This window comes from Streptomyces sp. MMBL 11-1 (assembly GCF_028622875.1).
Lineage (GTDB): Bacteria > Actinomycetota > Actinomycetes > Streptomycetales > Streptomycetaceae > Streptomyces.
This window is the reverse complement of the sequence record NZ_CP117709.1, coordinates 3,030,692-3,056,649: the sequence shown is the minus strand read 5'-3', so window position 1 is coordinate 3,056,649 and position 25,958 is coordinate 3,030,692. Positions and strand designations below refer to the sequence as shown.

21 protein-coding genes and 1 tRNA gene are annotated in these 25,958 nt (G+C 71.4%); 15 read left to right on the top strand and 7 right to left on the bottom strand.

Annotated elements, in window-relative coordinates:
* Positions 1-266 precede the first annotated feature (266 nt).
* Complete coding sequence (locus PSQ21_RS13100; RefSeq protein WP_443334385.1) at positions 267-1,886, bottom strand: potassium/proton antiporter; 1,620 nt, start codon at positions 1,884-1,886, stop codon at positions 267-269.
* Positions 1,887-2,163: 277 nt separating this feature from the next.
* Between PSQ21_RS13100 and PSQ21_RS13095 the strand changes: the two genes are divergently transcribed.
* On the top strand, positions 2,164-4,908 hold the full coding sequence (locus tag PSQ21_RS13095; RefSeq protein ID WP_274030677.1) for a penicillin acylase family protein: 2,745 nt from the start codon (positions 2,164-2,166) through the stop codon (positions 4,906-4,908).
* 65 nt (positions 4,909-4,973) lie between these two features.
* Here PSQ21_RS13095 and PSQ21_RS13090 read toward each other — a convergent pair whose 3' ends face one another.
* Positions 4,974-5,630 (bottom strand): 5-formyltetrahydrofolate cyclo-ligase, encoded by a 657-nt coding sequence (locus PSQ21_RS13090; protein ID WP_443334384.1) that lies wholly within the window; start codon positions 5,628-5,630, stop codon positions 4,974-4,976.
* Between the two features lie 63 nt (positions 5,631-5,693).
* Between PSQ21_RS13090 and galU the strand changes: the two genes are divergently transcribed.
* The 7 genes from galU (at position 5,694) to PSQ21_RS13055 (ending at position 11,291) form a co-directional block, all read left to right on the top strand.
* On the top strand, positions 5,694-6,596 hold the full coding sequence (gene galU, locus PSQ21_RS13085) for a UTP--glucose-1-phosphate uridylyltransferase GalU (protein WP_274030675.1): 903 nt from the start codon (positions 5,694-5,696) through the stop codon (positions 6,594-6,596).
* Positions 6,597-6,600: 4 nt separating this feature from the next.
* A complete protein-coding gene (glp, locus tag PSQ21_RS13080; RefSeq protein ID WP_274030674.1) occupies positions 6,601-7,911 on the top strand; it encodes a molybdotransferase-like divisome protein Glp in 1,311 nt (436 codons plus the stop codon).
* A gap of 103 nt (positions 7,912-8,014) precedes the next feature.
* Positions 8,015-8,515, top strand: coding sequence for a cyclic pyranopterin monophosphate synthase MoaC (gene moaC, locus PSQ21_RS13075; RefSeq protein ID WP_274030672.1), 501 nt, complete (start codon positions 8,015-8,017; stop codon positions 8,513-8,515).
* Positions 8,512-9,081: a MogA/MoaB family molybdenum cofactor biosynthesis protein gene (locus PSQ21_RS13070; RefSeq protein WP_274030671.1), complete on the top strand. Its 570-nt coding sequence runs from the start codon at positions 8,512-8,514 to the stop codon at positions 9,079-9,081. Before moaC ends, PSQ21_RS13070 begins: the two co-directional genes overlap by 4 nt.
* Positions 9,082-9,098: 17 nt before the next feature.
* On the top strand, positions 9,099-9,728 hold the full coding sequence (locus PSQ21_RS13065) for a GNAT family N-acetyltransferase (protein ID WP_274030670.1): 630 nt from the start codon (positions 9,099-9,101) through the stop codon (positions 9,726-9,728).
* 157 nt (positions 9,729-9,885) lie between these two features.
* On the top strand, positions 9,886-11,097 hold the full coding sequence (sepX, locus tag PSQ21_RS13060; protein ID WP_274030669.1) for a divisome protein SepX/GlpR: 1,212 nt from the start codon (positions 9,886-9,888) through the stop codon (positions 11,095-11,097).
* Positions 11,098-11,217: 120 nt separating this feature from the next.
* Positions 11,218-11,291, top strand: a tRNA-Ala gene (locus PSQ21_RS13055).
* 257 nt (positions 11,292-11,548) lie between these two features.
* Here the strand turns inward: PSQ21_RS13055 and PSQ21_RS13050 are convergent.
* Complete coding sequence (locus PSQ21_RS13050; protein WP_274030668.1) at positions 11,549-14,860, bottom strand: tetratricopeptide repeat protein; 3,312 nt, start codon at positions 14,858-14,860, stop codon at positions 11,549-11,551.
* 101 nt (positions 14,861-14,961) lie between these two features.
* Positions 14,962-15,315, bottom strand: coding sequence for a hypothetical protein (locus PSQ21_RS13045; protein ID WP_274030667.1), 354 nt, complete (start codon positions 15,313-15,315; stop codon positions 14,962-14,964).
* Between the two features lie 327 nt (positions 15,316-15,642).
* Here PSQ21_RS13045 and PSQ21_RS13040 point away from each other — a divergent pair, with 327 nt between their 5' ends.
* Positions 15,643-16,863 carry a S1 family peptidase gene (locus tag PSQ21_RS13040; protein ID WP_274030666.1) on the top strand — a complete coding sequence of 407 codons (1,221 nt, stop codon included), beginning with the start codon at positions 15,643-15,645 and terminating at the stop codon, positions 16,861-16,863.
* 58 nt (positions 16,864-16,921) lie between these two features.
* Here PSQ21_RS13040 and PSQ21_RS13035 read toward each other — a convergent pair whose 3' ends face one another.
* A complete protein-coding gene (locus PSQ21_RS13035; protein WP_274030665.1) occupies positions 16,922-17,995 on the bottom strand; it encodes a helix-turn-helix domain-containing protein in 1,074 nt (357 codons plus the stop codon).
* A gap of 140 nt (positions 17,996-18,135) precedes the next feature.
* On the opposite strand from PSQ21_RS13035, the gene PSQ21_RS13030 reads away from it, so the two are divergent.
* Together PSQ21_RS13030 and PSQ21_RS13025 are read left to right on the top strand one after the other, a co-directional pair.
* The gene (locus PSQ21_RS13030) at positions 18,136-19,680 is read left to right on the top strand and encodes a sigma-70 family RNA polymerase sigma factor (RefSeq protein ID WP_274035738.1); all 1,545 of its coding nucleotides are present in this window, start codon (positions 18,136-18,138) and stop codon (positions 19,678-19,680) included.
* Positions 19,681-19,723: 43 nt separating this feature from the next.
* The gene (locus PSQ21_RS13025) at positions 19,724-20,185 is read left to right on the top strand and encodes a GNAT family N-acetyltransferase (RefSeq protein WP_274030664.1); all 462 of its coding nucleotides are present in this window, start codon (positions 19,724-19,726) and stop codon (positions 20,183-20,185) included.
* Positions 20,186-20,237: 52 nt separating this feature from the next.
* Here the strand turns inward: PSQ21_RS13025 and PSQ21_RS13020 are convergent, their stop codons facing one another.
* Positions 20,238-20,729, bottom strand: coding sequence for a GNAT family N-acetyltransferase (locus tag PSQ21_RS13020; protein ID WP_274030662.1), 492 nt, complete (start codon positions 20,727-20,729; stop codon positions 20,238-20,240).
* Positions 20,730-20,838: 109 nt separating this feature from the next.
* On the opposite strand from PSQ21_RS13020, the gene PSQ21_RS13015 reads away from it, so the two are divergent.
* A complete protein-coding gene (locus PSQ21_RS13015; protein ID WP_274030661.1) occupies positions 20,839-21,654 on the top strand; it encodes an exodeoxyribonuclease III in 816 nt (271 codons plus the stop codon).
* Positions 21,655-21,666: 12 nt separating this feature from the next.
* Here the strand turns inward: PSQ21_RS13015 and PSQ21_RS13010 are convergent, their stop codons facing one another.
* Positions 21,667-22,308, bottom strand: a complete 642-nt coding sequence (locus tag PSQ21_RS13010) for a MerR family transcriptional regulator (protein ID WP_274035736.1) — start codon at positions 22,306-22,308, stop codon at positions 21,667-21,669.
* Positions 22,309-22,476: 168 nt separating this feature from the next.
* Here PSQ21_RS13010 and PSQ21_RS13005 point away from each other — a divergent pair, with 168 nt between their 5' ends.
* The 3 genes from PSQ21_RS13005 to PSQ21_RS12995 are packed head-to-tail and all read left to right on the top strand — an operon-like array spanning position 22,477 to position 25,918.
* Positions 22,477-24,078 carry a flavin-containing monooxygenase gene (locus PSQ21_RS13005; RefSeq protein WP_274030660.1) on the top strand — a complete coding sequence of 534 codons (1,602 nt, stop codon included), beginning with the start codon at positions 22,477-22,479 and terminating at the stop codon, positions 24,076-24,078.
* Positions 24,075-25,028: an alpha/beta fold hydrolase gene (locus PSQ21_RS13000; protein WP_274030659.1), complete on the top strand. Its 954-nt coding sequence runs from the start codon at positions 24,075-24,077 to the stop codon at positions 25,026-25,028. The genes PSQ21_RS13005 and PSQ21_RS13000 overlap by 4 nt, the downstream gene beginning before the upstream one ends.
* Complete coding sequence (locus PSQ21_RS12995; protein ID WP_274030657.1) at positions 25,025-25,918, top strand: SDR family oxidoreductase; 894 nt, start codon at positions 25,025-25,027, stop codon at positions 25,916-25,918. The genes PSQ21_RS13000 and PSQ21_RS12995 overlap by 4 nt, the downstream gene beginning before the upstream one ends.
* The last annotated feature ends 40 nt before the right edge of the window (positions 25,919-25,958 follow it).

Genomic DNA, 25,958 nt, shown 5'->3' with positions numbered 1-25,958 from the left:
GAGACACCACGACCGCCATACGGTCGCGCCAGCTCTGCTTCAGACAGAGTTGGTCGATCAGGTTTGTCTTCATGGTACAGGCAGGAAAGCCCTGTATGCCTGTGATTGCGCACAGGGCTTCCGTAGCAGCCTGTGATTTACGACGCCCCGCTGACCCACGCCTGGGTCGTCGCCTCAGAGAGCGCTCAGAGAGCGCTCAGAGTGAGATCTGAGAGCGCTCAGGGGGACTCACGGGGACCGCAGAAGCCTCTGGAGTCTCGGGAGTCTTAGAGGCTGGCTTTCGTGCCGCTGCCGCTGCCGCTGCCGTTTGCGCTTCCGCTTCCGCTGCCGTTTCCCCTTCCGTGGGCGCTGGTACGGGCACCGGCGCCGCCGAGCTTCTTGGCCAGCTTCATCCCCTGGGGGATGGCCGAACCGCCATGGGGTCCCGCCGTGCCGGGAGCGTCGGAAGCGGAGGATCTGCCCGTGCCCAGCCAGCCGGCCAGCTTGCCGCCCTCGCCGACCGCCCGCAGCCGCTCCTCCGCCCTGTCGCGCACCGGGTCGGTGGCCACCACCAGCAGCTCGTCCCCGCGTCGCAGCACCGTCGCCGGGGCCGGCACGAAGCTCTTGCCCTCCCGGACCACCAGGGTGACCGCGGCGCCGGCCGGGAGCCGGAGTTCGCCGATCTCGACGCCGTGCATCTTGGACTTCGTGGGGATGGCGACAGACAGCAGGTGCCCCCGCAGCCGTTCCAGCGGGGCCGACTCGATGCCCAGGTCGTCGGCTTCGGACGGATCGTCGGCGATGTTCAGCTTGTTCGCGACCCAGGGCAGTGTCGGGCCCTGGATCAGGGTGTAGACGATGACCAGGACGAAGACGATGTTGAAGATTTTGGTACTGCCCTCCACCCCGGACACCATCGGGATGGTCGCCAGGACGATGGGCACCGCCCCGCGCAGCCCGGCCCAGGACATCAGGATCTTCTCGCGGGCCGGCAGCCGGAACGGCGCGAGGCTCAGGAAGACCGACAGCGGCCGCGCCACCATGGTCAGCACCAGGCCCACGACGATGGCGGGCCAGAAGTCGTCGACCAGGTCGTGCGGGGTGACCAGCAGGCCGAGCAGCACGAACATGCCGATCTGGGCCAGCCAGCCGAGCCCGTCGGCGAAGCCGCGCGTGGCGGGCCAGTGCGGCAGCTTGGAGTTGCCGAGGATCATCGCGGCCAGGTAGACGGCGAGGAACCCGCTGCCGTGGGCCAGGGCGCCCGCCGCGTAAGCGGAGACGGCGATGGCCATCACGGCGATCGGGTAGAGGCCGGAGGCGGGCAGCGCCACGTGCCGCAGCCCCAGGGACCCCAGCCAGCCCACCGCGATTCCGATCGCGGCGCCGATGGCCAGCTCCATGGCGATCTCCGCGACCAGGATGTACCAGTGCTCGACCGGGCCGACCGCGGAGAACGCGACGACCAGGATGACGACGGGGGCGTCGTTGAAGCCTGACTCGGCCTCCAGGACCCCGTTGATCCGGGGCGGCAGGGGCACCTTGCGCAGCACGGAGAAGACGGCCGCCGCGTCGGTCGAGGAGACGACCGCGCCGATGATGAGGGCCTGGCGCCATTCCAGGCCGACCAGGTAGTGCGCGGCGGCGGCGGTGATGCCCACGCTGATACCGACCCCGACGGTCGAGATCACCGCGGCCGCGGGCAGGACGGGTCTGACCTCTCTCCACTTCGCCCCGAGTCCGCCCTCGGCCAGGATGACGACCAGTGCGGCGTAGCCGAACACCTGCGTCAGCTCGGCGTTGTCGAACTTGACGTCGAAGATGCCGTCCTGCCCCAGGGCGATCCCGATGCCGAGATACAGAAGCAGGCTGGGGAGCCCGCTGCGCGACGAGATCCGCACCGCCACCACGGCGACGAGCAGGACGAGCGAGCAGACGAGCAGGAGTTCGTTGAGAGCGTGGACAGTCAGGGTCCGTTCCTTCCCTGCGTGCGCCTGCCGGATCGTCCTCCGGCAGCCAGTTACTTCGTTACCTTACCTAATCTTTAACGGTTCCTTGACGGGTTCGAGTGTTCGTGCGAGGAAGACGCAAATGGATGCATCCCTATACCGCGTCCGAGTGGCTTCTCCGCTGCGCCTATGGTTGCTCCTGCACTCCCAGGACCACCCTGCCCCTCGAAGGACAGCGATGCCCGCCAACACAACCGCCTCTTCCGGCCCTTCCGACGCGAAGAAGCCCGGCAGGAAGAAGGGGCGACGCGCCCGCCTGATCGTGCTCGTCCTGGTGCTGGCGCTCGTCGCGGGTGTCGGGTACGGGGCGTACTGGTCCGTGTCCACCGTGCGGGCCTCGTACCCGCAGACCACCGGGTCGATGACGCTCGACGGTCTTGGCGGCGACGTCGAGGTCAAACGCGACTCCTACGGAATTCCGCAGATCTACGCGGACTCCGATGCCGACCTCTTCCGCGCCCAGGGCTTCGTCCAGGCCCAGGACCGCTTCTGGGAGATGGACGTCCGGCGGCACATGACGTCCGGCCGGCTCTCCGAGATGTTCGGTTCCGGACAGGTGGAGACCGATTCCTTCCTGCGCACGCTGGGCTGGCGGAAGGTGGCGCAGAAGGAGTACGACGAGGTCCTGGACGAGAGCACCAAGAAGAACCTCCAGTCGTACGCGGAGGGCGTCAACGCGTATCTGAAGGGCAAGGAAGGCCGGGACATCTCGGTCGAGTACGCGGCTCTGGGGCTGACCAACGACTACAAGCCCGGCGAGTGGACCCCGGTCGACTCGGTGGCCTGGCTGAAGGCGATGGCCTGGGACCTGCGCGGCAACATGCAGGACGAGATCGACCGTTCGCTGCTGACCAGCCGCCTCGACAAGGACCAGATCGAGGACCTGTACCCCGGCTACCCGTACAAGAAGAACAAGCCGATCGTCGAACAGGGAGCGATCTCCCCGGTCACCGGGAAGTTCGACCCCGAGGCCACCCCGTCGGACAGCATCGGCTCTCCGACCCCGGAGGGCGCCACCGGGGGCCTGAACACCCAGCTCTCCGCTCTCTCCGACACCCTCGACGAGATCCCGGCGCTGCTCGGCCCGAACGGCAACGGCATCGGCTCGAACTCCTGGGTCGTCTCCGGCAAGCACACGACGTCCAGCAAGGCGCTGCTCGCGAACGACCCGCACCTCGCGCCGATGCTGCCCTCCCTCTGGTACCAGATGGGCCTGCACTGCCGGGAGCTCTCCAAGACCTGCCAGTACGACACGGCCGGCTACACGTTCTCCGGCATGCCCGGTGTGATCATCGGTCACAACCAGGACATCGCCTGGGGTCTCACCAACCTGGGCGCCGACGTCACCGACCTCTTCCTGGAGAAGGTCTCCGACGACGGCTACCTGTACGACGGCAAGACCAAGGCGTTCGAGACCCGCGAGGAGACCATCAAGGTCGCCGGCGGCAGGGACCGGACGATCACGGTCCGTGAGACGAACAACGGGCCCCTGGTCTCCGACCGCAGCAAGGAGCTGGACAAGGTCGGGCAGAAGGCCCCCGTCAGCAACGCCGCGCCCGACCGGGCCGACGGCTACGCGGTGGCGCTGAAGTGGACCGCGCTGGAGCCCGGCAAGTCCATGGACGCCGTCTTCGCGCTCAACCGGGCCAAGGACTTCACCACCTTCCGGGCGGCCGCCGAGAACTTCGAGGTCCCCTCGCAGAACCTCATCTACGCCGACACCGAGGGCAACATCGGCTACCAGGCCCCCGGCAAGATCCCGGTCCGCTCCGAGGGCTACGACGGCACGGCCCCGGCCCCGGGCTGGGACCCGAAGTACGCGTGGAAGGGGTACATCCCCTTCGACGAGCTGCCGTACGAGTACAACCCGGACCGCGGCTTCATCGTCACCGCGAACCAGGCTGTCATCGACGAGAAGAAGTACCCCCACCTCCTGACCAAGGACTGGGGCTACGGCGCCCGCAGCCAGCGGATCAACGACCTCCTCACCCAGAAGATCAAGGGCGGCGAGAAGGTCTCGACCGATGACATGCAGAAGATGCAGATGGACAACTTCAGCGAGATCGCCGCGCTGCTGGTGCCCAAGCTGAAGGAGATCAACATCTCCGACCCGAGCGTCCGCGAGGCCCAGAAGCTGCTGGAGGGCTGGGACTACACCCAGGAACCCGACTCGGCCGCCGCCGCGTACTTCAACGGCGTCTGGCGCAACATCCTGAAGCTCGCCTTCGGCAACAAGCTGCCCAAGGAGATGCGGGTCAAGGGCGACTGCCTCAACGTGCCGCCGGCCAAGAACAGCGGCCCGGTCGACCAGCAGAAGAAGCTCGTCCGCGAATGCGGCCAGCGCGACGGCGACACCGCGCAGCCGGACGGCGGCGACCGCTGGTTCCAGGTGGTCCGCGACATCGTGGACGACCAGGACAACGCGTGGTGGAAGGCCCCTGCCCGGGGTCGCGAGGAGGCCCTGGAGAGCCGGGACGACCTGTTCGCCCGTGCGATGGAGGACGCCCGCTGGGAGCTGACCGCCAAGCTCGGCAAGAACATCTCCACTTGGAGTTGGGGCCGGCTGCACCGGCTGACGCTGAAGAACCAGACCCTCGGCGTCGAAGGCCCCGGCCTGCTCCAGCGGGCGCTCAACCGGGGCCCCTGGAACCTCGGCGGCGGCGAGGCGGCGGTCAACGCCACCGGCTGGAACGCGGCGGGCGGATACGACGTCGTCTGGGTGCCGTCGATGCGGATGGTCGTCAACGTGGGGGACTGGGACAAGTCCCGCTGGATCAACCTCAGCGGAGCATCCGGGCACGCGTTCAACGCGCACTACACCGACCAGACCGACAAGTGGGTCGACGGCGAACTGCTCGACTGGTCCTTCGGGACGGACGCGGTCGACGCCTCCACCGTCGACACGCTGACGCTGAAACCGTAGGGCTTACGGAAGCCCCCTTCCAGCTCACGCGTGAGCTGGAAGGGGGCTTCGGTGTGCAGGGCGATTCATGAAGCGAAGCGCCGTACTCCGGCCGGCGTGACCACCGCGTCCACGGGCCGGTCGTGCGGTTCCGAGGGGACCCGCGCGACCACCTCGGCGTCGTACAGCAGCACGACGAGCGAAGGGTGCGCCCCGGCGGCCGTCAGCCGGGACAGCACCCGGTCGTAGCTCCCGCCGCCCCGCCCCAGCCGCATCCCGCTCCCGTCCGCCGCGAGGCCGGGCAGCAGCACCGCGTCGGCTTCCAGGACGGCGGCGGGGCCCAGGCGCGGGCCGCCCGGCTCAAGGAGCCCCCGCCCGGCCGGGAGCAGGTGCTCCGGGCCCTCGTAGGCCGCCCAGTCCAGGTCGTTGTCGGCCAGGAGGACCGGCAGCAGCACTCGGACGCCGCGCCCGCGCAGGGACTCCAGGAGGGCGCGGGTGCCCGGTTCACGCCCCACGGAGACGTACGCGGCGACCGTACCGGCGTCGGCCAGTTCGGGCAGGCGCAGCGCCGCTTCGGCGAGAACCGTGGCGGTCCGGGCGACGTCCTCCTCCGTCAGGAGGGCGCGCGCGGCGAGCAGTTCGCGCCGCAGGGTGCTCTTCGCGGACGCTTCTCCGGGTTGGTCGGACGCCTTGTCGGGTTGGTCGGTATTCAATGGCGGCTCGCACGATTCTCGTATGGGCATATTTGAGTACGAAGTTAACCGGAATATCAGCTTCTGGACGTGTGTGGCCGTTAAGGTCTGCACATGACTCAGTCGCCCCCCAGGATCAGCAAGGCTGTCATCCCGGCAGCAGGTCTCGGCACCCGGTTCCTGCCCGCCACGAAGGCCACTCCCAAAGAGATGCTGCCTGTCGTCGACAAGCCGGCCATCCAGTATGTCGTCGAAGAAGCCGTGGCAGCGGGTCTCTCGGACGTGCTGATGATCACCGGCCGTAACAAGCGTCCCCTTGAGGACCACTTCGACCGCAACTACGAGTTGGAGTCCGCGCTCACCCGCAAGGGTGACGCCGACCGCCTCGCCAAGGTCCAGCAGTCCAGCGACCTGGCCACCATGCACTACGTGCGACAGGGCGACCCCCGCGGCCTCGGGCATGCCGTGCTGTGCGCCGCCCCGCACGTGGGCGACCAGCCCTTCGCGGTGCTGCTCGGCGACGACCTGATCGACCCGCGCGACGCGCTGCTGGCCCGGATGGTCGAGGTCCAGGAGCGTGAGGGCGGCAGCGTCATCGCGCTGATGGAGGTCGACCCCTCGCAGGTCCACCTCTACGGCTGCGCGGCCGCGGACGCCACGGTCGACAGCGACGTGGTCCGCATCACGGACCTGGTCGAGAAGCCGGACCCGGCCGACGCCCCCAGCAACCTCGCCATCATCGGCAGGTACGTCCTGGACCCGGCCGTTTTCGACGTGCTGAGGCACACCGAGCCGGGCCGCGGCGGTGAGATCCAGCTCACCGACGCGCTCCAGGTGCTCGCCGCGGACGAGAAGATCGGCGGCCCCGTGCACGGCGTCGTCTTCAAGGGCCGCCGCTATGACACCGGCGACCGCAGCGACTACCTGCGCACCATTGTCAGACTGGCGTGCGAACGTGAAGACCTGGGGCCGGACTTCCGGACCTGGCTGCGCAAGTACGTCGCTGAGGAGATGTAACGCCGTGAGCAGCACGATCTGGTCGGTGGACGAGCACCTGGACGACATCCTCGACGCGGTGAGGCCGCTGGAGCCCATCGAGCTGCAGCTGCCCGACGCCCAGGGCTGCGTCCTCGTCAGGGACGTCGTCGTGGAGGTGGCCCTGCCGCCGTTCGACAACAGCTCCATGGACGGTTACGCGGTCCGGATCGCCGATGTCGAGGGCGCCAGCGAGGAGTTCCCCGCGGTCCTCACCGTCATCGGCGACGTCGCCGCGGGCAGTGCGGGGCTGGCCGACGACCAGGTCGTGGGACCGGGACAGGCCGCCCGCATCATGACGGGCGCGCCGCTGCCCGCCGGTGCGGAGGCCGTGGTCCCGGTCGAGTGGACCGACGGCGGTACGGGCGAGGGCCCGGCCGCCGCCATGCGCGCCCACAGCGACGCGCCCGAGGGCGCCACCGGCGAGGTCAGGGTGCACCGGCCCGTTGTGGCAGGCGCCCATGTGCGCGAGCGCGGCAGCGACGTCAAGCCGGGCGATCTGGCCCTGGCCGCCGGCTCGGTCGTCGGCCCGCCGCAGATCGGGCTGCTCGCGGCGATCGGCTGCGCCACCGTGGTCGTACGGCCCCGCCCCCGCGTGGTCGTCCTGTCCACCGGCAGCGAACTGGTCCAGCCCGGCGAGCAGCTGACCGGCGGCCAGATCTACGACTCCAACAGCTTCGCGCTGACGGCCGCCGCCCGGGACGCCGGAGCCATCGCCTACCGGGTCGGCGCGGTGGCCGACGACGCCGAGACACTGCGCGCCACGATCGAGGACCAGCTGATCCGCGCGGACATGGTCGTCACCACGGGCGGTGTCAGTGTCGGCGCGTACGACGTGGTCAAGGAGGCGCTCTCCTCCGTCGGGGACGAGGACGAGGCGGGCGGCGGGGTCGAGTTCCGCAAGCTCGCCATGCAGCCCGGCAAGCCGCAGGGCTTCGGCTCGATCGGCCCGGACCACACCCCGCTGCTGGCCCTGCCGGGCAACCCGGTCTCCGCCTACGTCTCCTTCGAGCTGTTCGTCCGCCCCGCCATCCGTGCCCTGATGGGCCTCACCGACGTGCACCGCCCCACCGTCCGCGCCCGGCTGAGCGCCGACAAGGCGCTCACGTCGCCGGGCGGACGCCGCCAGTTCCTGCGCGGCCGTCACGACACGGAGGCGGGCACGGTCACCCCGGTCGGCGGTTCCGGTTCGCATCTGATCGCCGCGCTCGCGCAGGCGGACGCGCTGATCGTGGTGGGCGAGGACGTCACCTCGGTGGAGCCCGGCACGGAGACGGACGTGATCCTGCTCGGCTGACCGCCGCCCGGTGGCGGTACGGTATCTGCCGCCGTGCCTTCCGGGGGACCCCCCTCCGGTTCCCCGAGGCGTGACCGGCACCCCTACCGCTAGGCGGAGTGAGTTGAGTACGCAGAACAGGCTGACGCACATCGACGAGGCGGGCGCGGCCCGCATGGTCGACGTGTCGGAGAAGGACGTCACCACCCGCGTCGCCCGCGCCTCCGGCCGGGTGCTGGTCTCGCCGCGCGTGATCGAGCTGCTGCGCGGCGAGGGAGTCCCCAAGGGCGACGCCCTCGCCACCGCCCGGATCGCCGGGATCATGGGTGCCAAGCGCACCCCGGAGCTGATCCCGCTCTGCCATCCGCTGGCCGTCTCCGGCGTGAAGGTGGACCTGAGCGTGGCCGACGACGCGGTGGAGATCACGGCCACCGTGAAGACGACGGACCGCACCGGCGTCGAGATGGAGGCCCTGACCGCGGTCTCCGTCGCGGCGCTCACGGTGATCGACATGATCAAGGCCGTCGACAAGAGCGCGGTCATCACCGACGTACGGGTCGAGACGAAGTCGGGCGGCAAGTCCGGCGACTACCGGCGCACCGCGCCGGAGGGAACGGGCACGTGACGCCCCCCGGGCCGGGCGCCCCCGGCGGCCACGAGCAGGAGGCGGCCGAGCCCACCGGCGCCGGCCTCCCCTCCCCGTACACCGCTCTCGTCGTCACCGCCTCCAACCGGGCCTCCGCCGGGGTGTACGCGGACAGGGGCGGCCCGCTGATCGCCGAAGCGCTGTCCGGCCTCGGCTTCACGGTCGACGGCCCGCAGGTCGTCCCCGACGGCGACCCGGTCGAGGCGGCCCTGCGCGCGGGCGTCGCCGCGGGATACGACGTGATCGTCACCACCGGCGGTACGGGCATCTCGCCCACCGACGCCACGCCCGAGGCCACCCGTCGCGTCCTCGACCGGGAGATCCCCGGCATCCCGGAGGCGATCCGGGCCGAGGGCCTGGCCAAGGTCCCGACCGCCGCCCTCTCCCGGGGCCTGGCGGGCGTGGCCTCCCGCACCCTGATCGTCAACCTCCCCGGCTCCACCGGCGGGGTGAAGGACGGGCTCGCGGTCCTCGGCCGGCTCCTGGTGCACGCCGTCGACCAGCTCCGCGGCGGCGACCACCCCCGACCGGGGAGCCCGAGCTGAACAACGCGACCTGGCCGGTGACGCTGACTGACGGCGAGATCGTCCTGCGCCCGATGAAGATGCGTGACCAGCGGATGTGGCGCGAGGTCAACCGGCGCAATCGCGACTGGCTGCGCCCCTGGGAGGCGACCGTTCCGCCGCCCGCCCCCGGCGGTCCGATGGCGCGGCGCCCCACGTACCGGCAGATGGTCCGCCACCTGCGGGCCGAGGCGAACGCGGGGCGGATGCTGCCGTTCGCCATCGAGTACGAGGGCCGACTGGTCGGCCAGCTCACGGTCGCGGGGATCACCTGGGGGTCGATGTGCTCCGGTCACATCGGGTACTGGGTCGACCGGGGCGTCGCCGGGCGCGGGGTCATGCCGACGGCCGTGGCACTCGCGGTGGACCACTGCTTCCGCGCCGTGGGCCTGCACCGCATCGAGGTCTGCATTCGCCCGGAGAACGGGCCCAGCCGCAGGGTGGTGGAGAAACTCGGATTCCGTTCCGAGGGCGTACGCCCGCGCTATCTCCACATCGACGGCGCCTGGCGCGATCATCTGATCTTCGCCCTCACCGCCGAGGAAGTGCCCGAGGGGATGCTCCGGCGCTGGCGCCGGTCGCGCCCCGCGCCGCCGCGTGGCCCCGGGGTGTCCGATGAAATGCAATAAGTGTTCGAATTTGATCGGCGGGTGACCCTATGGCGTCGAGCTATCGGCGACTGTTGAGCCGAACCATCACAAAAAAAGTCCGTGATATCAGCCGGATCGTGCGACACACCGGGCCAATTGGCGGATCCTTCCGCGCAAACCCCTCTACGGTGTGAGCGTGAGCAGCAGCGGCCTCATCTACGCAGTCATCGTCGGGGCCTGGGCCGCCTACTTGGTGCCGATGTGGCTCCGCAGGCAGGACGAGCTCAACGAAGCACGTCCGACGGAACGCTTCAGCACCGCCATCCGGCTGCTGTCCGGACGGGCGGCGATGGAGCGCCGGTACGCCAAGGAGCTGCGGGAGCGCACCGCTGAGGAGGCGGCGCCCGACGTCGACCCGGACCGGGAAACGGACCGTATGGAATCCGTGGACGTCCGGGCCTTTGCCGCGCCTCCGGCGCACACGGAAGCCCGGCTGACCGATCCGGCGCACGCGCCCGAGCGTGCCCCGGACCACCAGGCCTCCGACCGCCCGGCGCACGACCGGCGAGCGGGGCACCAGCCGCCGGACCGCCAGTCGCACGAACGCCGGTCCGGTGAGCGCCCGGCGGAGCAGGTGCCCCCCGCCCGGCGACGCCCCGGCTCCGGCGCGGCCGACGCCGAGCGTGCCCGGCGCGCCCAGCGCTCCCAGGTCCTGGCACGGCGCAGGCGGACCACCGTCGTCCTCTTCCTGGCCTTCACTCTCGGAGCGGTCGTCGCGGCGGTCGGCGGTCTCGGCTTCCTGTGGGCCCCCGCCGCGCCTGCCGTGCTGCTGAGTACGTACATCGTGCATCTGCGCGCCCAGGAGCGCCGGCGGTTCGCCTTCACGATGGACCGCCGCCGGGCCGAGGCCGCGGCCCAGCGACTGCGCGAGAACCGCCCCCGCAGGCACCAGCCCGCGGCCCCCGCCCCCGCCGAGCCCGACGACGACTCCGAAGCGCACCACCCGGCGCCGGAGCCGACGCCCACCGTCTCCCCCCAGGAGGCCGGCCGCCGCGCACTCGTCGAGCAGACGGACCACGCGGAGTGGGTGGACCAGCAGCGCGAGCGCGACCGCGTCCAGGGCGACAGCTGGGAGCCCGTCCCCGTGCCGCTGCCCACTTACGTCACGGCGCCCGTCGCCCCCCGGGCCACGGGCGGCGTGGAGGTCGGCGACCCGGAGACCTGGAGCGCGGCCCGCTCCAGCACCGCCGAGCCCACCCAGACGGGCACCTCGCACCCCACGGCCCCCGCGGTCGACCCGGCCCCACGCCGGCGCACGAACCAGCCCCGCCGCAACCGCGACCGGGGCCGGACCCCGCTCTTCGACCAGTACGACGACGAGGACCGGCCGCGTGCGGCCAACGAGTGAGGCGGGCGGGTCCCGGGGGTCCGGGGCCCACGGTGCTCCGGGAAACCCGACACCGCTGACCAGCGGAGGAACGGATTTCCAAGCACCCCCATGAGGGTGCTAGAGTTTCACACGTCGCAAGGGCCTGTGGCGCAGTCTGGTAGCGCACCTCGTTCGCATCGAGGGGGTCTGGGGTTCAAATCCCCACAGGTCCACACACGACAGTTCTTGAGTAGCTCTCAAGAACGTCATGAGATCCCGTCCGGTCGAAAGACCGGGCGGGATTTCGTCGTTTCGGCTCCTGCCCGTGCGAGAGTCGGGCCGCCGGGTGCATGGCGGCCCACCTCGCAGACGGTCCGAGCGGATTCAAGGCTGACTACGGGCCGGGGCCCGCCGCCGGCTCACCGCGCAGCCCCCGTGCGCCCGGGGCACGCCTCGCCTCATATCTGAACAGAATTCCTGACTCAGGAGACTAGTGATTGTTCCGGGACAGGTCCGCCAGCAGGAGCAGATACTCCGGGGCCACCCCGGCGATGGCCTCGACCAACTGGTCCCAGGGGCCCAGCGCCAGTGCTTCGACGAGCAGGACGCGGCCCTCCGGGGTGGGGCCGTGGGCGCGGGCGATGGCCGCGAGGGCCTTGCTCCGGTGGTCCGGGTCGGTGATGGCGTCGGCCAGGGCGCGGGCTTCGTTCGGCGCGTCCGTCCGGGCCGATGCGCCGACGATCTTCTCCATGGTCTTGTCGCGCAGGCCGGGTACGGGGATCTCGTCGAGCAGGGCGACCGCGCCGGGGACGTCACCTCTGCCCGCCATGCCCGCCGCGATGTGCATGAGGCTGCGATCGCCTTCGACGGTGCCTGCCAACTCCTCGGCGAGCCGCTCCGCCCACGCGTATTCGCCGGCCGCCACCAGCTTTTCCACGACACCGGAGCGGAAATCCGCCACCACGTCGTCCGGCAGGGAGTCGGTGAGAGCCAAGGCCTTGTCGAAGTCCCCGGCCGCCAGATAGGCGCCGGCCGCGCTGTACCTGTTCCACGCCTGCTGGTACGCGCTGTCCAGGGCGGCCGCGCCGTCCAGGAGTTCCTGGGCCACCTTCCTCGCCAGGTCGGGGTGGCCTGTTGCGCTGAAAGCCTCGGCCACGTGCAGCTGGGATTCCGCGTGTTCCGAGTGGTGCGCTCCCTCCCGAGCTTCTTCGAGCAGTGCGGACAGCATGGTCACCATGTGGTCGTCCTGGCCGATCGCGTGCAGCCCGCCCGCCACGTCGACCAGACGCAGCAGCCGGGCATACCCGTCCTCCGCTTCGGCCGACTCGGTCGCCCAGTCGACGAGCCGGTGTGCCTCGGCCTCGGCGCCCGCCGCCACCAGGGCCCTGGCGACGGCGATCTGCGCGGTCACGCTGCCCCGGGGCGCCGTACGGTTCCGGGCGAGAACCGTCGCCGTGGCCGCCACGGCCTCGGCCTGTTCCCTCGCGCCGGCCTGGAGGAGGAACTCCGACGTGTTGGTCAGGAGTCCCACCTGCCACACCTGGGCGTACACGTCGTCGATCACCGTGAGAATCCGCCGGGCGAGTTGCTCGGTTTCCGCGGGGTCGGCGGACCGCGCCAGTTTCCTGCCGACGGCGACCAGAACACTGGCCCGGTCGATCGGATCGATGAGGCGGTCCGCGACCTCCAGCGCCCAGCCCGTGGCACCGGCGTGGGCCGCCGCCTCGGCGGCGGCGCACAGCCCTTCGTCATGGTCGGCCGGATCGGGCAGGACGCGGACGACCTGTTCCGCGCGCTCGTACTGCCCGGTCGCCGCCAGGCCCTCGGCGACTTGAGGGAAGAGCCACTCGACGCTGCGGGGGTCGTCGATCGCGTGCGCCAACTCGGCCGCGTCACGGGCGATGCTCGCGGCGCGCTGCGCCAGACCTGGTGCCGGTGCGAGACGTACGGCTATGTGGCCGAGATTCTGTGCCTGCCGGAACGCCCCTTCGTCGTCCGAGCGGTCCCGGACGGCCAGGTCCACCGTCTCCCGCGCCCGTTCGTCGTCCCCGAACAGGGAGAACGCGCAGGCCAGATCGGCGTACAGCTCGCCCTGCTCGACGCCGCGAACCGTCGCGACGGCCCGCACCGCCTCGGCGAGGTGCGGCGTGAGCGTCCCCGCCCCGCCCCGCCCGCCTGCGGCGAGGTCGTCGGCCGCCCGTCTGACCGTCGCGACGAGAGCCTTCGCCGGCCGGTCCGTACCCTCCATCCTCGCGACCGCCCGGAAGGCCTCGCTGTAGAGGCCCGCCTCGGCCAGCCCTTTCGCGATGGCCTCCAGGAAGCGGGCCTTGTCCTCGCTGCTGTCCGCATCCGCCGCCAGCGCGTCCGCCTGCTCCTGATGACCGGTGGCGGCGAGACAGGTGGCGACAGCGGTCAGGGCGCTCACCCGGTTGTACGACTGCTGCTGCGATTCCGCCAGGCTGATGGCCCGGCCGGTGTGCCCGAGCCGGGCCCACAGGCCGATGAGACCGGCGGGCAGGACAGCCGCCCGCTTGTGCAGTCCGTCGCGGGCCGCCGCCAGGCGCAGCGCGGCGGAGACGTCCACGTCCTTGGTCCGCCTGCCGTGTGCCGGCAACTGGTCCAGCGAGGTCGACAGTTCGCTGAGCGCCTCAAGGTCGGCGCCGGTGACCTGCCACAGCCGCTCGTGCCGGGCGGGGTCGCACACCAGCTCCACCAGCCGCCCGGTGTCACCCAGTTCGCGCAGGAGCTGCGCGTAACCGCGCAGCAGGTACTCGGGCGTCGTGGCGGGCCAGCCCGCGCGCCGGTACGTCTGGGCCCATCGGTGCAGCCGTGTGCGGTAGGCAGCCAGTTCGGCGTCCGTGATCAGCTCCGCCGCGCTGCGCTGGATCTCCTCGTGGGCCAGGAGGTAGACCTCGGGGCCGTGGGACGCCCAGTGTACGGAGCGGCGACGGAAGCTGCGACCGGTCACCGCCGACAGTTCGCGTTCCACGAGGCGGGGGCGGCTTCCGGTCAGTTCGGCGATGTCGCTCGCGCTGAGACCACCGCCCGCCGCCACCGTCAGACCGACCAGCTCACGCCCGAGTCCGCCGCCGTCGAGCAGTCGCAGCAGGTTCTGCTCCGCGTCCCAGCGGACCGCCTGGGCGTACGGGGAGGGCGCCAGCCAGTGGTTGATCTCCGTGGTCCGCAGCGGATGGTCGCCGGGCACGTCGTCCGGAACCGGTGGGTGTGGGCGTCCCGCCACGATGATCCGCATGCCGTGCGGGAGCGTTCGGGGCAGCAGCGCGGCGATGCTGTGGCAGCCAGGACCGGCGGTGACGCCGTGGTCCTCGTCCAGCCCGTCCACCACCAGGACGAGCCGTCGGCCCTCCGTCGCGCAGCGCTCCGCCGCACGGTCCAGGGCGAGCCGCAGCTGTTCGTCCCGTGTGGCCGGCGTACTCAGCGGCTCCTCCTCCCGCAACAGGGCGTACAGCTGGCGCTGGACGACCTCGCAGAAGGCGGCGGCGTCGTTCTGGCCCGCCATACGGGAGGTGATGAAGAACGCGACGACGTCGATTCCGGGCGGCGGATTCAGGACGAACTCCGCCAGCAGAGCGGACTTTCCGGCCCAGGCGGGGGCCAGCCAGCGCCAGTAGTTCCTTTCGGAGGCGTCTTCCGTGCCTGCCTCGGTAAGCGCCTCCGTACTGAAGGACGCCAGTTCCGAAAGCTCGGCCTCACGTCCCCGGAAGTCGGCCGCCGCCACTCGCTCGACCTGGAGCAGATAGCCCGACACCGCGGGCCGTCGCGGGGGAGAGGAAAGGGTCACCGGGCCGATGATGACCCCGGTGTTCGAGAGAGCGGCGCCCCCTTGTGCCGACGCGTCGCCCGTTCCCTTCGCCCCGATCCTGCCGCCGGTCACAGCTCCGCCTACCCTTGCCGGAATCCGGTGTTCGCGCTGCCCCCGTCGGCTTCCGCGTCGCCGGTGTCGCTGACGGACACCGAGCCGGGCGCGGTGGGGGAGGACGGAGCGACGAAGCCGGTGTTGGCCTCACCGCCGCCACGGGACAGCGCCCTTCCCGTGCCCGAGACCTGCACGTCGGGTCCCCGGGCCGGGCCGAGCGCCCCGTACACGCCGACTCCCAGGGCGGCCACGCCCACCACGGCGGAGACCACTCCGGCCACCTGGTCGGCCCGGTCCCAGCTGAGGAAGGACAGCACTCCCGCGAGCACGGCGACCGCCAGGCCCGTCCACATCAGTACGGCTCTTCGGCCTCTGTTCATGCCGGCGTCCCCCCTCATTCGGAGGGCAACTCTACTGCTGGGAAATGGTGCTCGGGGTGGACTCCGGAACGGGGGCACGTCCCGACGCAAAGGTCCGCACCAGCGCTATTCGTCGATCTCTCTACAGTTCTCGGCCAGTTCTGTAGAAAAGAGCCCCATCTCCGCTCCTTGTCGCGGCAGTTCCGGCTGCGCCAGAGTTCGAGGCGCGGCGACAGGAACATGTCATCGCCGCCAGGCAGTGTCCATGGAACACATCGCGCTTCCCCAGGCGCGGTGTGGCCACCCCCCCATTGTCTGGACGCTCGCCTGCGTAGCGGAAGGAATCGCGTGAAGCACAGCCGGAAGAAGAACGCGCGCAGATACATCGTCGCCGCCTCGGTCGGCGCTCTCCTGTCGGCCGGAGTCGCCACAGGGGCCTACGCCGGGGCGCCGGCGGAGCCGTCGGCTCCCTCGGCTCCGGCGTACCAGCCGGAGATGGTGAAGGCGCTCGCCACGACCCTGGGTGTCAGCGAGAAGGCCGCCGTGGAGCGGCTGGACCGCGAGGCGGACCAGCAGGACCGGTTCGCGGAGCTGCGGAAGGACCGGGTCGACACGCTCGGGGCCTTCTTCGCCGAGGACGGTTCGCTGGTCGTCAACGCCGCCGACGCCGGGGCGGCGAAGGACGTCCGGGCCGCTGGGCTCAAGGCCCGGGTTCCCGAGCGCGGCGGGAGCGAGCTCGACCGGATCAAGGCGCAGCTCGACGCCAAGGCGCTCAAGAGCGCCCCGGCCGGGGTGTCCGCGTGGTCCGTCGACCTCGCCTCGGACACCGTGACCGTCGAGGTCAACGGCGACTCCGACGCAGCGACCCGCAGCTTCCTCAAGGCCGCGAGGAGCAACGGCGACGCCGTACGCGTCGTGAAGGGCCAGGAGAAGCTGGAGACCCAGGCCGTCGTTCCGCCCGGCAGCCGGATGACCTTCAACGGCTACCTCTGCTCGGTCGGTTACGGCGCCAAGGACCGCAGCGGGAAGCAGGTGCTCGTGACCGCCGGGCACTGCATCGAGGATCTGCCGGAACTGGCCTACAACGGCACCCGGTTCGCCAAGGGCACGCACACCCGGTTCGCGCTGGGCACCCGCAGCGTCGACATGGGTATCGCGACCGTGGACGCCGGCAACTCGATCGGGCTCGACGTCACCACGTACGGCAGGGCCGGCACCGTCCCGGTCAGGGGCAGCGAGCGGGCGCCCTCCGGTGCGGCGCTCTGCAAGTCCGGCCAGACCACCAAGTGGACCTGCGGCAAGGTCCGCTCGTACAACGTCAGCGTCACCTACACCGACCAGAACGGCGGCCCGGACACCGTCGTGACCGGCCTGGCGAGCTCCAGCGTCTGCACCCAGGGAGGGGACAGCGGAGGCGCGTACATCTCCGGTGACCAGGCCCAGGGCATGACGTCCGGCGGACCCAGCAACCAGCGCTGCAACGGCCAGGTCAACTCGCCCGGCTCCTCCTACTTCCAGCCGCTCGACGACGCCCTCGCGTACTACGGGCTGACGCTCAACACCAAGTAGCCGCACCACAGCTCCTGACCGGCCGAAGGCCACCCCCCAGACGCGGGAGGCCGTCCACTCATCCTGGGCGGTCTCCCGTTCCACCTGTTCCCGTCCCGTAGTCCCACGCCACCCCGTGGACGCCGGGCTTGCACCGGGAGGTGAGCACATGGACGTCGTGCGATGCGCTCAGCGGGATGCGCCGTTGGGCGCGGGGCGGGGCGCCGACCTTGTCCCGGACGTAGCGGTGGCAGTCCGACGGCAGCGCGCCGGGGTGGAAGAAGACCTGCTGGAGGTATTCGTGGAGGTTCGTCCGCGACCAGCGCTCGTAGTGGGTGGCAGGCGTCTCGGACGGGCTCACCTCGACCGCGTAACTCACGACCGTGGTGTCCAGTTTGGCCAGCTCCCGGCCGAAGTGGATCTCCAGTACCAGGGATTTGAGCCCCTTCAGATACGTGGCCTCGGCGAGGCGTCCGCAGCTGACCCTGATGTCGACCGGCTCGGCCGCCTCGTCGTCGAAGCTGAGCACGAAGATCGCGCGGTCGGCCCCCGCCCGGCTGGCCCGCAGCACGTTCGTGGTGGAGATCGCGCTCAGGGTGCCGCTCTCGCCGACCTTCACGATGTCGTGCACCATCAGCGAACTGGTTTCCTGGTTGAAGTGGCGGAAACGCGCGCCGAGCGCCTTCTCCACCACGGAGTCCGCCCCGAGGATCTGGAGCGCCGCCCCCTCCGCGTCGGGCGGGGTGATCCGGCCGCGCGGGCGGCGCGGTCCGAGCAGCGAGCGCAGGGCTCCCGCGGGCAGTTCCAGGATTTCCTCCAGCACCTCCACCGCGCGCAGGGAGCGTGCCCGTTCGGGCTGGCTGCGGCCGCGCTGCCAGCTGCTGAGGGTGGCCTGGCTGATGGTGATGCCGCGCACCCTGAGCCGTTCGCTCACCCGTTCCAGGGACAGCCCGCGGCGGTTCAGCGCCTCGCGGAGCGCCCCGGGGAAGGTGTCGGCGCCGGTCGCCGCCGCGTGCAGGGCCGAGGTGGTGATGGCCTCGCCCGTCCGCGCCGCGGTGACGTGCGCCTCGGCGACCCGCGATCCGGCGGGGTCCGGACCGGTGGGGTCCGGACCGGTGGCGTGCGCCTCGTCGGTGTCCGCTCTGCTCGACATGTCCCTCCCGTTTCCCGGCACTCTCTCCGCGGGACGGCCTACGGGCCCCCGCATACTGGTTGACCACCGGACAGGGGACGGATAACAAATCCCGCAGGAGTGACCTGTCCCACATCCCGGTGGCGAACCGAACGAAGGGCGTGAACGGCGTGGACAGCACCGCTCTGGTCATCGCGGCGAGGAAGGGTGACCGGGCCGCCGGGGAACGGCTGGCCGCCCAGTACCTCCCGCTGGTCTACAACGTCGTCGGGCGCGCCCTCAACGGCCATCCGGACGTGGACGACGTGGTGCAGGAGACCATGCTCCGGGCGCTGTCCGGTCTGTCCTCGCTGCGTGATCCGTCCCGTTTCCGGTCCTGGCTCGTCGCCATCGCCATGAACCAGGTCCGCACCCGCTGGTCCGGTCTCGGCCACCGCCCTGCTCCGCTGGAGGCGACCGAGGAGCCCGTCGACCCCGCCGCCGACTTCGTCGATCTGACGATCCTGCGCCTCGAACTCTCCGGCCAGCGCCGTGAGACCGCCGAGGCCACCCGCTGGCTGGACGACGCCGAGCGCGACGTGCTGTCCCTGTGGTGGCTGGAGACGACCGGCGACCTCACCCGGTCCGAACTCGCCGAGGCGCTCGGCCTTTCCCCGCAGCACGCCGCCGTACGCGTCCAGCGCGTGAAGAACCAGCTCGACGTCGGCCGCGCGGTCGTCCGGGCCCTGGCGTCCGACCCCCGCTGCCCGGCGCTGGAGGACCTGGTGGGCGACTGGGACGGTACGCCGACGCCCCTGTGGCGCAAGCGGATCGCCCGCCATGTACGGGGCTGCGCCTCCTGCTCCGACGGCAGTGCGGGGCTGGTTCCGCCGGAGGGCCTGCTCTCCGGGCTCGCGCTCGTGGTGCCGCTCTACGACAGCGGGCAGCAGGCGGCGGTGGCCGTCGCTTCCTCGGCCGCACCGGCCGCCGCGTCCGCCTCGGCCCCTTCCGTCTCCGCCCCGGCCGCGTCCGCCCCGGCCGGCGCGCCCTCCGTCGCGTTCTCGGCCGGGAAGGCGGCGGGGCTGATGGCCGGCGCGGCCGCCGTGACCGCCCTCGCCGTCCTGATCTGGCCCTCCGCCCCCGCCCAGCCCGAATCCCGGGGCGGGGGGGTCACGTACAGCCCCTCGCCCCCGCCGCCCGCCGCCGCCGAGCCGCTCCCCACCGCCTCCACGCCCGCCAGGGTCTCGCCCTCGCCCTCGCCCTCGCCGAGTCGTACCGCCGCCTCCCGGCCGCCCACCGCCGCCCCGTCGCGTACCGCCCCGGCCGCGCCCGCCGAGCCGCGCCCCCGCCCGGAAGCCGGTGTGGTCACCCGGGTCAACACGCTGCGCGCCGCGAACGGCTGCCCGGAGCTGGAGACCGACCCCCGGCTGACCGAGGTGGCCCAGCGGCACTCCGAGGACATGGCCGCGCGGAACTACTTCGACCACACCGACTCCTCGGGCCGGGGCGCGGGCGACCGGGTCGACGCCACGGGCTACGACTGGTCGGCCGTCGGGGAGACCATCGCGACCGGCATGAGCGATCCGGCCGCGGTCGTCGAGGAGTGGCGCACCAGCCCGGGCCGCGACGACGACATCTTCAATTGCGCGTTCGTCCACGTGGGCGTGGGCATCGCCGACTCCCCGCGCGGCCCCTACTGGACCCAGGTGCTGGCCACCCCGAGCTGAGCGGCGGGCCGGTTGTCAGTGGCGGGTGCCAGACTCGTCCGGCATGGAGAACAACGTGCTGCTCAGGGATGTCGAACCAGCGGACCTGGAGATCTTTCTCGCGTACGAGCACGATCCCGAGGCGGTCCGCAGATCCCGCTTCGTCCCCCGGGAGCGGGAGGCGTTCCTGGCGCACTGGACGTCGAAGGTGCTGGGGAACCCCGCCAACCTCGTGCAGACGGTCGTCGTGGACGGGGCGACGGCGGGGAACATCGTGGCCTGGTGGGAGGGGGAGCGGCGCTACATCGGCTATTGGCTCGGCCGTCCGTACTGGGGCCGGTCCATCGGCACCCGGGCGTTGACCGCGTTCCTGGAGCGGGAGACGGTACGCCCGTTGTACGCGGACCCCGTCTCCGGGAACACCGCCTCGATACGGCTGCTGGAGAAGTGCGGGTTCGTGGCGACCGGTACGGAGCGGCACGGGGAGGACGAGCACGTGGTCCTGGTGCTCGGCGGGGGCGCGTGAGCGACCGCCGCACCGGGCGGGCCGGTCGGGCCGGGGCCCCGGGGCGCCCGGATCAGGCTCCGGGCCGCTGGAGCGGCTTGGCCATGCAGATGCTGCTCTCGTACTCCCGGTAGTGGCCGAACTTCTCGCACACCGTGTAGCCGCTCGACGCGTACAGAGCGATGGCCTCGGGCTGCTGGTCGCCGGTCTCCAGAACCATCCGGATCCGGCCGGCGGCGCGCGCGTCCTCCTCCAGGGCGGCCAGCATCCGCCGGGCCAGGCCCCTGCCGCGCCCCTCGGGTATCACGAACATCCGCTTGATCTCGGCGTCGCCGTCCCAGTAGCCCTCGGCGTTGCGGTCCTGGGTCCGCCAGCCGCCGGTCGCCACCGGGCGGTCCTGCTCGTCGTAGGCGAGCAGGTACAGACCGCGCGGCGGAAGGAACATCGAGGGGTCGAGCGGTGTGATATCGCCCTCGTCGCCGTAGCGCTCGGCGTATTCGAGCTGCACCTGGTCATTGAGTTTGACGGCGTCGGGGTGGTCGAAAGGCCGAGACTGAATAAGCATGCTGAGTATCGTATATCTGTGCGTAGGGGTGGAGTAGGTACTGTTTCTGGATGCTGACAGTGACCTCGGTCAGTGGGCTACGAACGCTCGTGAAGATGGGGAGCATGTTTTGCTCACAGTGACCTCCGTGAATGTTAATGGGCTCCGCGCCGCCGCCAAGAAGGGCTTCGTCGAGTGGCTCGCGGGGACCGACGCCGATGTGGTCTGTCTCCAGGAAGTGCGGGCCGAGCTCGCCCAGCTGCCCGCAGAGGTGGGCACCCCCGAAGGGTGGCACACCGTCCACGCGCCCGCCGCCGCCAAGGGTCGCGCCGGTGTCTCGCTCTACTCGCGGCAGGCCCCCGAGCGGACCCAGATCGGCTTCGGCGGCTTCGGGGTCGCCGGGGCGGAGGAGTTCGACACGAGCGGCCGGTATGTGGAGACCGACCTCCCCGGCGTCACCGTCGCCAGTCTGTACCTGCCCTCCGGCGAGGTGGGCACCGAGCGCCAGGACGAGAAGGAGCGCTTCATGGCCGCCTTCCTGCCCTACCTCCAGGGGCTGAAGGCGCGCGCGGCGGCGGACGGCCGCGAGGTCGTGGTGTGCGGCGACTGGAACATCGCCCACCAGGAGGCGGACCTGAAGAACTGGAAGGCCAACCGCAAGAGCTCCGGCTTCCTCCCCGAGGAGCGCGCGTGGCTGACCCGGGTCCTGGAGGAGGCCGCGTACGTGGACGTCGTGCGGGCGCTGCACCCGGATGTCGAGGGGCCGTACAGCTGGTGGTCGTACCGGGGGCGGGCCTTCGACAACGACAGCGGCTGGCGCATCGACTACCAGATGGCGACCCCGGGTCTGGCCGGGCGCGCGGTGAAGGCCTGGGTGGAGCGGGCGGCCACCCACGGCGAGCGCTGGAGCGACCACGCGCCGGTGACGGTCGTCTACGAGCGGTAGCGTCTGCGGGGGTTACGCCTTCGGGGGCTGCGTGCCGTCGTCGCGGCGCAGCCTCCGGTCGAGGGCCATCGACAGTTCGGCGTCCACCACCGCGCGGGCCAGCGGGCGGAGTTGGGCCGGTTCGGTCTCCTTGGTGTGGGCGTGCAGTACGCGGACGAAGATCTCGGCGAGCGCGTCCGCGTGCTCGCGGACGCGGCGGCCCGAGGAGAGCACCGTGGACAGCGGCACCCCTTCTCGCACCAGCTCGGCCGAGACCTCCAGGAGGCGGCGGCTGATGTGCACGATCTCGTCCCCGTCGGTGGCGAGGTAGCCCAGGTCCAGTGCGGTGGCGAGGTTCTCGGGCGTGACCTCGCCCTCGAAGTAGTCCGCGAGCTGCTCCGGGGTGAGCCGGACCGGGGTCTCCTCGGTCGGCTCGCCCAGGCCCAGCACCTCCGCGACGTCGCGGCCGCTGTCGAAGGTGGCCGCGAGGTCGGCGATGCCGTTGAGGGTGTGGCCGCGCTCCAGCAGGCCCGTGATGGTCCGCAGCCGGGCCAGATGGTGGTCGTCGTACCAGGCGATGCGGCCCTCGCGGCGAGGCGGCGGGATCAGACCGCGCTCCCGGTAGAAGCGCAGGGTCCGCACGGTGATCCCGGCCTCCTCGGCCAGCTCCTCCATGCGGTATTCGCGGTGCTCGCGTCTTTCGGCCACAGGGGCACCCTATGTTGTACCGCCGGTAACTTTCCTCGGTCCGCCCCCTACCCATCAGTACGCGCCTGCTCTACTCTCCGAACAATGCCAGTGATTGCTGGCAGAGTCGTGTGACGTACCGCGGGAGGCGGCAGCATGGCCCAGCAGGAGCACGTACGTGTGGCGGTGATCGGAACCGGATTCGGGGGCCTGGGGGCCGCCGTACGGCTGCGCCGCGAAGGCATCACCGATTTCGTCGTCCTGGAGCGGGCCGGCTCGGTGGGCGGCACCTGGCGCGACAACAGCTACCCCGGCTGTGCCTGCGACGTACCGTCCCACCTCTATTCGTTCTCGTTCGCCCCCAACCCCGACTGGCCGCGCACCTTCTCCGGTCAGAAGCACATCCGGGCCTACCTGGAGCGTGTCGCCGACAGCTTCGGGCTCCGCCCGCACATCAGGCTGAACCACGAGGTGAAGCTGATGACCTGGGACAAGGAGAAGCTGTACTGGGTGATCGAGTCCGCCGACGGGGCCGTGCTCCACGCGGATGTCGTCGTCTCCGCCACCGGGCCGCTCTCCGACCCGAAGACGCCCGACATACCCGGGCTCGACTCCTTCCCCGGCAAGGTCTTCCACTCCGCGCGCTGGGACCACGACTACGACCTGACCGGCAAGCGCGTCGCGATGGTCGGAACGGGCGCGTCCGCGATCCAGATCGTCCCGGCGGTGCAGCCGAAAACCGCGAAGCTCACGCTCTTCCAGCGCACCCCGCCGTGGGTCATGCCGCGTGTGGACCGCACGATCAGCAAGGCCGAGCGGGCACTGCACCGGGCCGTCCCCGCCACCGGCACGGCGCGCCGCGGACTGCTCTGGGGCATCAGGGAGTTGCAGGTCAGCGCCTTCACCAAGCACCCCGATCAGCTGGGCCTGGTGGAGAAGATCGCCAAGGCCAACATGGCGCGGGCGATCAAGGACCCGGCCCTGCGGGCCAAACTGACCCCGGACTACCGCATCGGCTGCAAGCGGATCCTGCTCTCCAGCACCTACTATCCGGCCCTCGCCCAGCCCAATGTGGACGTCGTCGCCTCCGGGCTCAGCGAGGTACGCGGCAGCACGGTGGTCGCCGCCGACGGGAGCGAGGCGGAGGTCGACGCGATCATCTTCGGCACGGGCTTCCATGTGACGGACATGCCGATCGCCGAGCGGGTCGTCGGCGAGGAGGGCATCACGCTCGCCGAGTCCTGGAAGGACGGGATGAACTCGCTGCGCGGCGCGACCGCCGCCGGGTTCCCCAACTGGATGACGATCATCGGCCCCAACACCGGGCTCGGCAACTCCTCCATGATCCTGATGATCGAGTCCCAGCTGAACTACATGGCCGACTACCTGCGGCAGTTGAACGTGCTCGGCGGACGCGTCGCCCTCGGCGCCCGCTCCGCCGCCGTCACCGCGTGGAACGACCGGGTCCAGCAGCGGATGAAGCGCACGGTGTGGAACACCGGCGGCTGCACCAGCTGGTACCTGGACGAGGCGGGCCGCAACACCACCGTCTGGCCCGGCACCACGGGCGAGTTCCGGCGGCAGACGCGTTCCGTGGACCTCGCGGAGTACGACGTCGTCCGCGTCGGCGCGGCGGGCGGTGAGCGGCGTGCCGCCGGGGCCGGACGCGTACCGGAACAGCCCGGCCGCACCGATCGGGAGACCGTGACCGCCGCGGGGCCCGCGGGAGCGTCCGTCGCCGAGGAGGCCGCGCGATGAGCCGCCTCCCGCACCGAGGCACCGTACCGCCCGTGCCCGTGGCCGAGTTGACCGCGCGCTCCGCCGACGGCTCGCGGATCCACGTCGAACTGCACGGCCCCGAGGCCGCCCCGGCGGTGGTCCTGGCCCACGGCTGGACCTGCAACACCCGTTTCTGGGACGCCCAGATCCGCGACCTGGCCGCCGACCACCGGGTCATCGCCTACGACCAGCGCGGACACGGGCTCACCCCCGAACCGGGGCCCGGCGGTTACAGCACGGACGCGCTGGCCGACGACCTCGAAGCGGTCCTCGGTGCGACGCTCGCCCCGGGCCGCAGGGCGGTGCTCGCCGGGCACTCCATGGGCGGGATGACGGTGATGGCCGCCGCCTCGCGCCCCGGACTGCGCGAGCACGCCGCCGCCGTGCTGCTCTGTTCCACCGGAGTCACGCGGCTGGCCGCCGAGGCCCGTGTCCTGCCGCTGCGCGCGGGTGCGCTGCGGACCCGGCTCACCACCGCCGTACTGGGGGCGAAAGCGCCGCTCGGACCGGTCAACCCGGTTTCCAGGAAGGTCCTCAAGTACGCGACCATGGGTGCGGGTTCCGCTCCGGGCCGGGTCGACGCCTGCGCCCGCATCGTGCACGCCTGTCCGCGCCGCGCGAGGGTGGGGTGGGGCCATGTGCTCGGCGAGCTGGACCTGGCGGCGGGCGTGCGCGAGCTGCGGGTGCCGACCGCGGTGATCGCCGGCACGGACGACCGGCTGACCCCGCCGGTCCACGCGCGGGCCATCGCGGCGGCGCTGCCGGTCGGGCTCGGCCTGACCGAGCTGGCGGGCATGGGGCACATGACACCGGTGGAGGCCCCGGAGGCCGTCACGGCGAAGATCAGGGAGCTGGTCACCCGGTACGTCACCGACGGGGCGGCCGCCTCGGGGAAGGCCGCCACGGCGGAGAAGGAGGATGTCGCATGAGCGGCAAGCGGAGTCTGGAGGGCCAGGTCGTCGTCGTCACCGGCGCGGCCCGGGGCGTGGGCGAGCTGCTGGCCCGCAAGCTGTCGGCACGCGGGGCGACCCTCGCACTGGTCGGACTGGAGCCGGACGAGCTGAAGTGCGTCTCCGAGCGGCTGCACGGCGAGAGCGACCACTGGTTCGCCGACGTCACCGACCACGAGGCGATGGCCCGGGTGGCGCGCGAGGTCAAGGAGCGCTTCGGCAAGGTCGACGTCGTGGTCGCCAACGCGGGCGTCGCCGCGGGCGGCCCGTTCGCCGACTCCGACCCGGACGCCTGGCGGCGGGTCATCGAGGTGAATCTCATCGGCGGTGCGGTCACCGGGCGGGCCTTCCTGCCGGTGCTGATGGAGAGCCGCGGCTACTTCCTCCAGATAGCGTCGCTGGCCGCGATCACCCCGGCCCCGATGATGACCGCGTACTGCGCGTCCAAGTCGGGCGTCGAGGCCTTCGCGCACAGTCTGCGCGCCGAGGTCGGCTACAAGGGCGTCAAGGTCGGCGTCGGCTACCTCTCCTGGACCGACACCGACATGGTGCGCGGCGCGGACCGGGACGACGTGATGCGCGAGCTGCGCCGGCGGCTGCCGTGGCCGATGAACCGCACCTATCCGCTCGGCCCGGCCGTCGACCGGATCGTGGACGGGATCGCGCGGCGCTCCCCGCACGTGTACGCCCAGTGGTGGCTGCGCGGGATGCAGTCGGTCCGCGGCTGTCTGCCGGCCGTCATCGCGATCGGCGGGCAGCGCGAGATGCGGCGTTTCGAGCCGCGGCTCCACACCGTGCCGAAGGGGCTGGTGGGGGCCGGAGGAGCGGCGGACCAGGACGCGCGGGCGGAGCGTGCTGACCGACCGTAGCGGTACGAAATGCGTGGGATGTCGGGCCGTGTAACGCTGG

What these genes read in the sequence shown, in the direction of transcription:
- PSQ21_RS13095 (WP_274030677.1), top strand. Translation starts at nt 2,164, where the DNA reads ATGCCCGCCAACACAACCGCCTCTTCCGGCCCTTCCGACGCGAAGAAG.
- PSQ21_RS13090 (WP_443334384.1), bottom strand. Translation starts at nt 5,630, where the DNA reads ATGCCCATACGAGAATCGTGCGAGCCGCCATTGAATACCGACCAACCC.
- galU (WP_274030675.1), top strand. Translation starts at nt 5,694, where the DNA reads ATGACTCAGTCGCCCCCCAGGATCAGCAAGGCTGTCATCCCGGCAGCA.
- PSQ21_RS13045 (WP_274030667.1), bottom strand. Translation starts at nt 15,315, where the DNA reads ATGAACAGAGGCCGAAGAGCCGTACTGATGTGGACGGGCCTGGCGGTC.
- PSQ21_RS13035 (WP_274030665.1), bottom strand. Translation starts at nt 17,995, where the DNA reads ATGTCGAGCAGAGCGGACACCGACGAGGCGCACGCCACCGGTCCGGAC.
- PSQ21_RS13025 (WP_274030664.1), top strand. Translation starts at nt 19,724, where the DNA reads ATGGAGAACAACGTGCTGCTCAGGGATGTCGAACCAGCGGACCTGGAG.
- PSQ21_RS13020 (WP_274030662.1), bottom strand. Translation starts at nt 20,729, where the DNA reads ATGCTTATTCAGTCTCGGCCTTTCGACCACCCCGACGCCGTCAAACTC.
- PSQ21_RS13010 (WP_274035736.1), bottom strand. Translation starts at nt 22,308, where the DNA reads ATGGAGGAGCTGGCCGAGGAGGCCGGGATCACCGTGCGGACCCTGCGC.
- PSQ21_RS13005 (WP_274030660.1), top strand. Translation starts at nt 22,477, where the DNA reads ATGGCCCAGCAGGAGCACGTACGTGTGGCGGTGATCGGAACCGGATTC.
- PSQ21_RS13000 (WP_274030659.1), top strand. Translation starts at nt 24,075, where the DNA reads ATGAGCCGCCTCCCGCACCGAGGCACCGTACCGCCCGTGCCCGTGGCC.
- PSQ21_RS12995 (WP_274030657.1), top strand. Translation starts at nt 25,025, where the DNA reads ATGAGCGGCAAGCGGAGTCTGGAGGGCCAGGTCGTCGTCGTCACCGGC.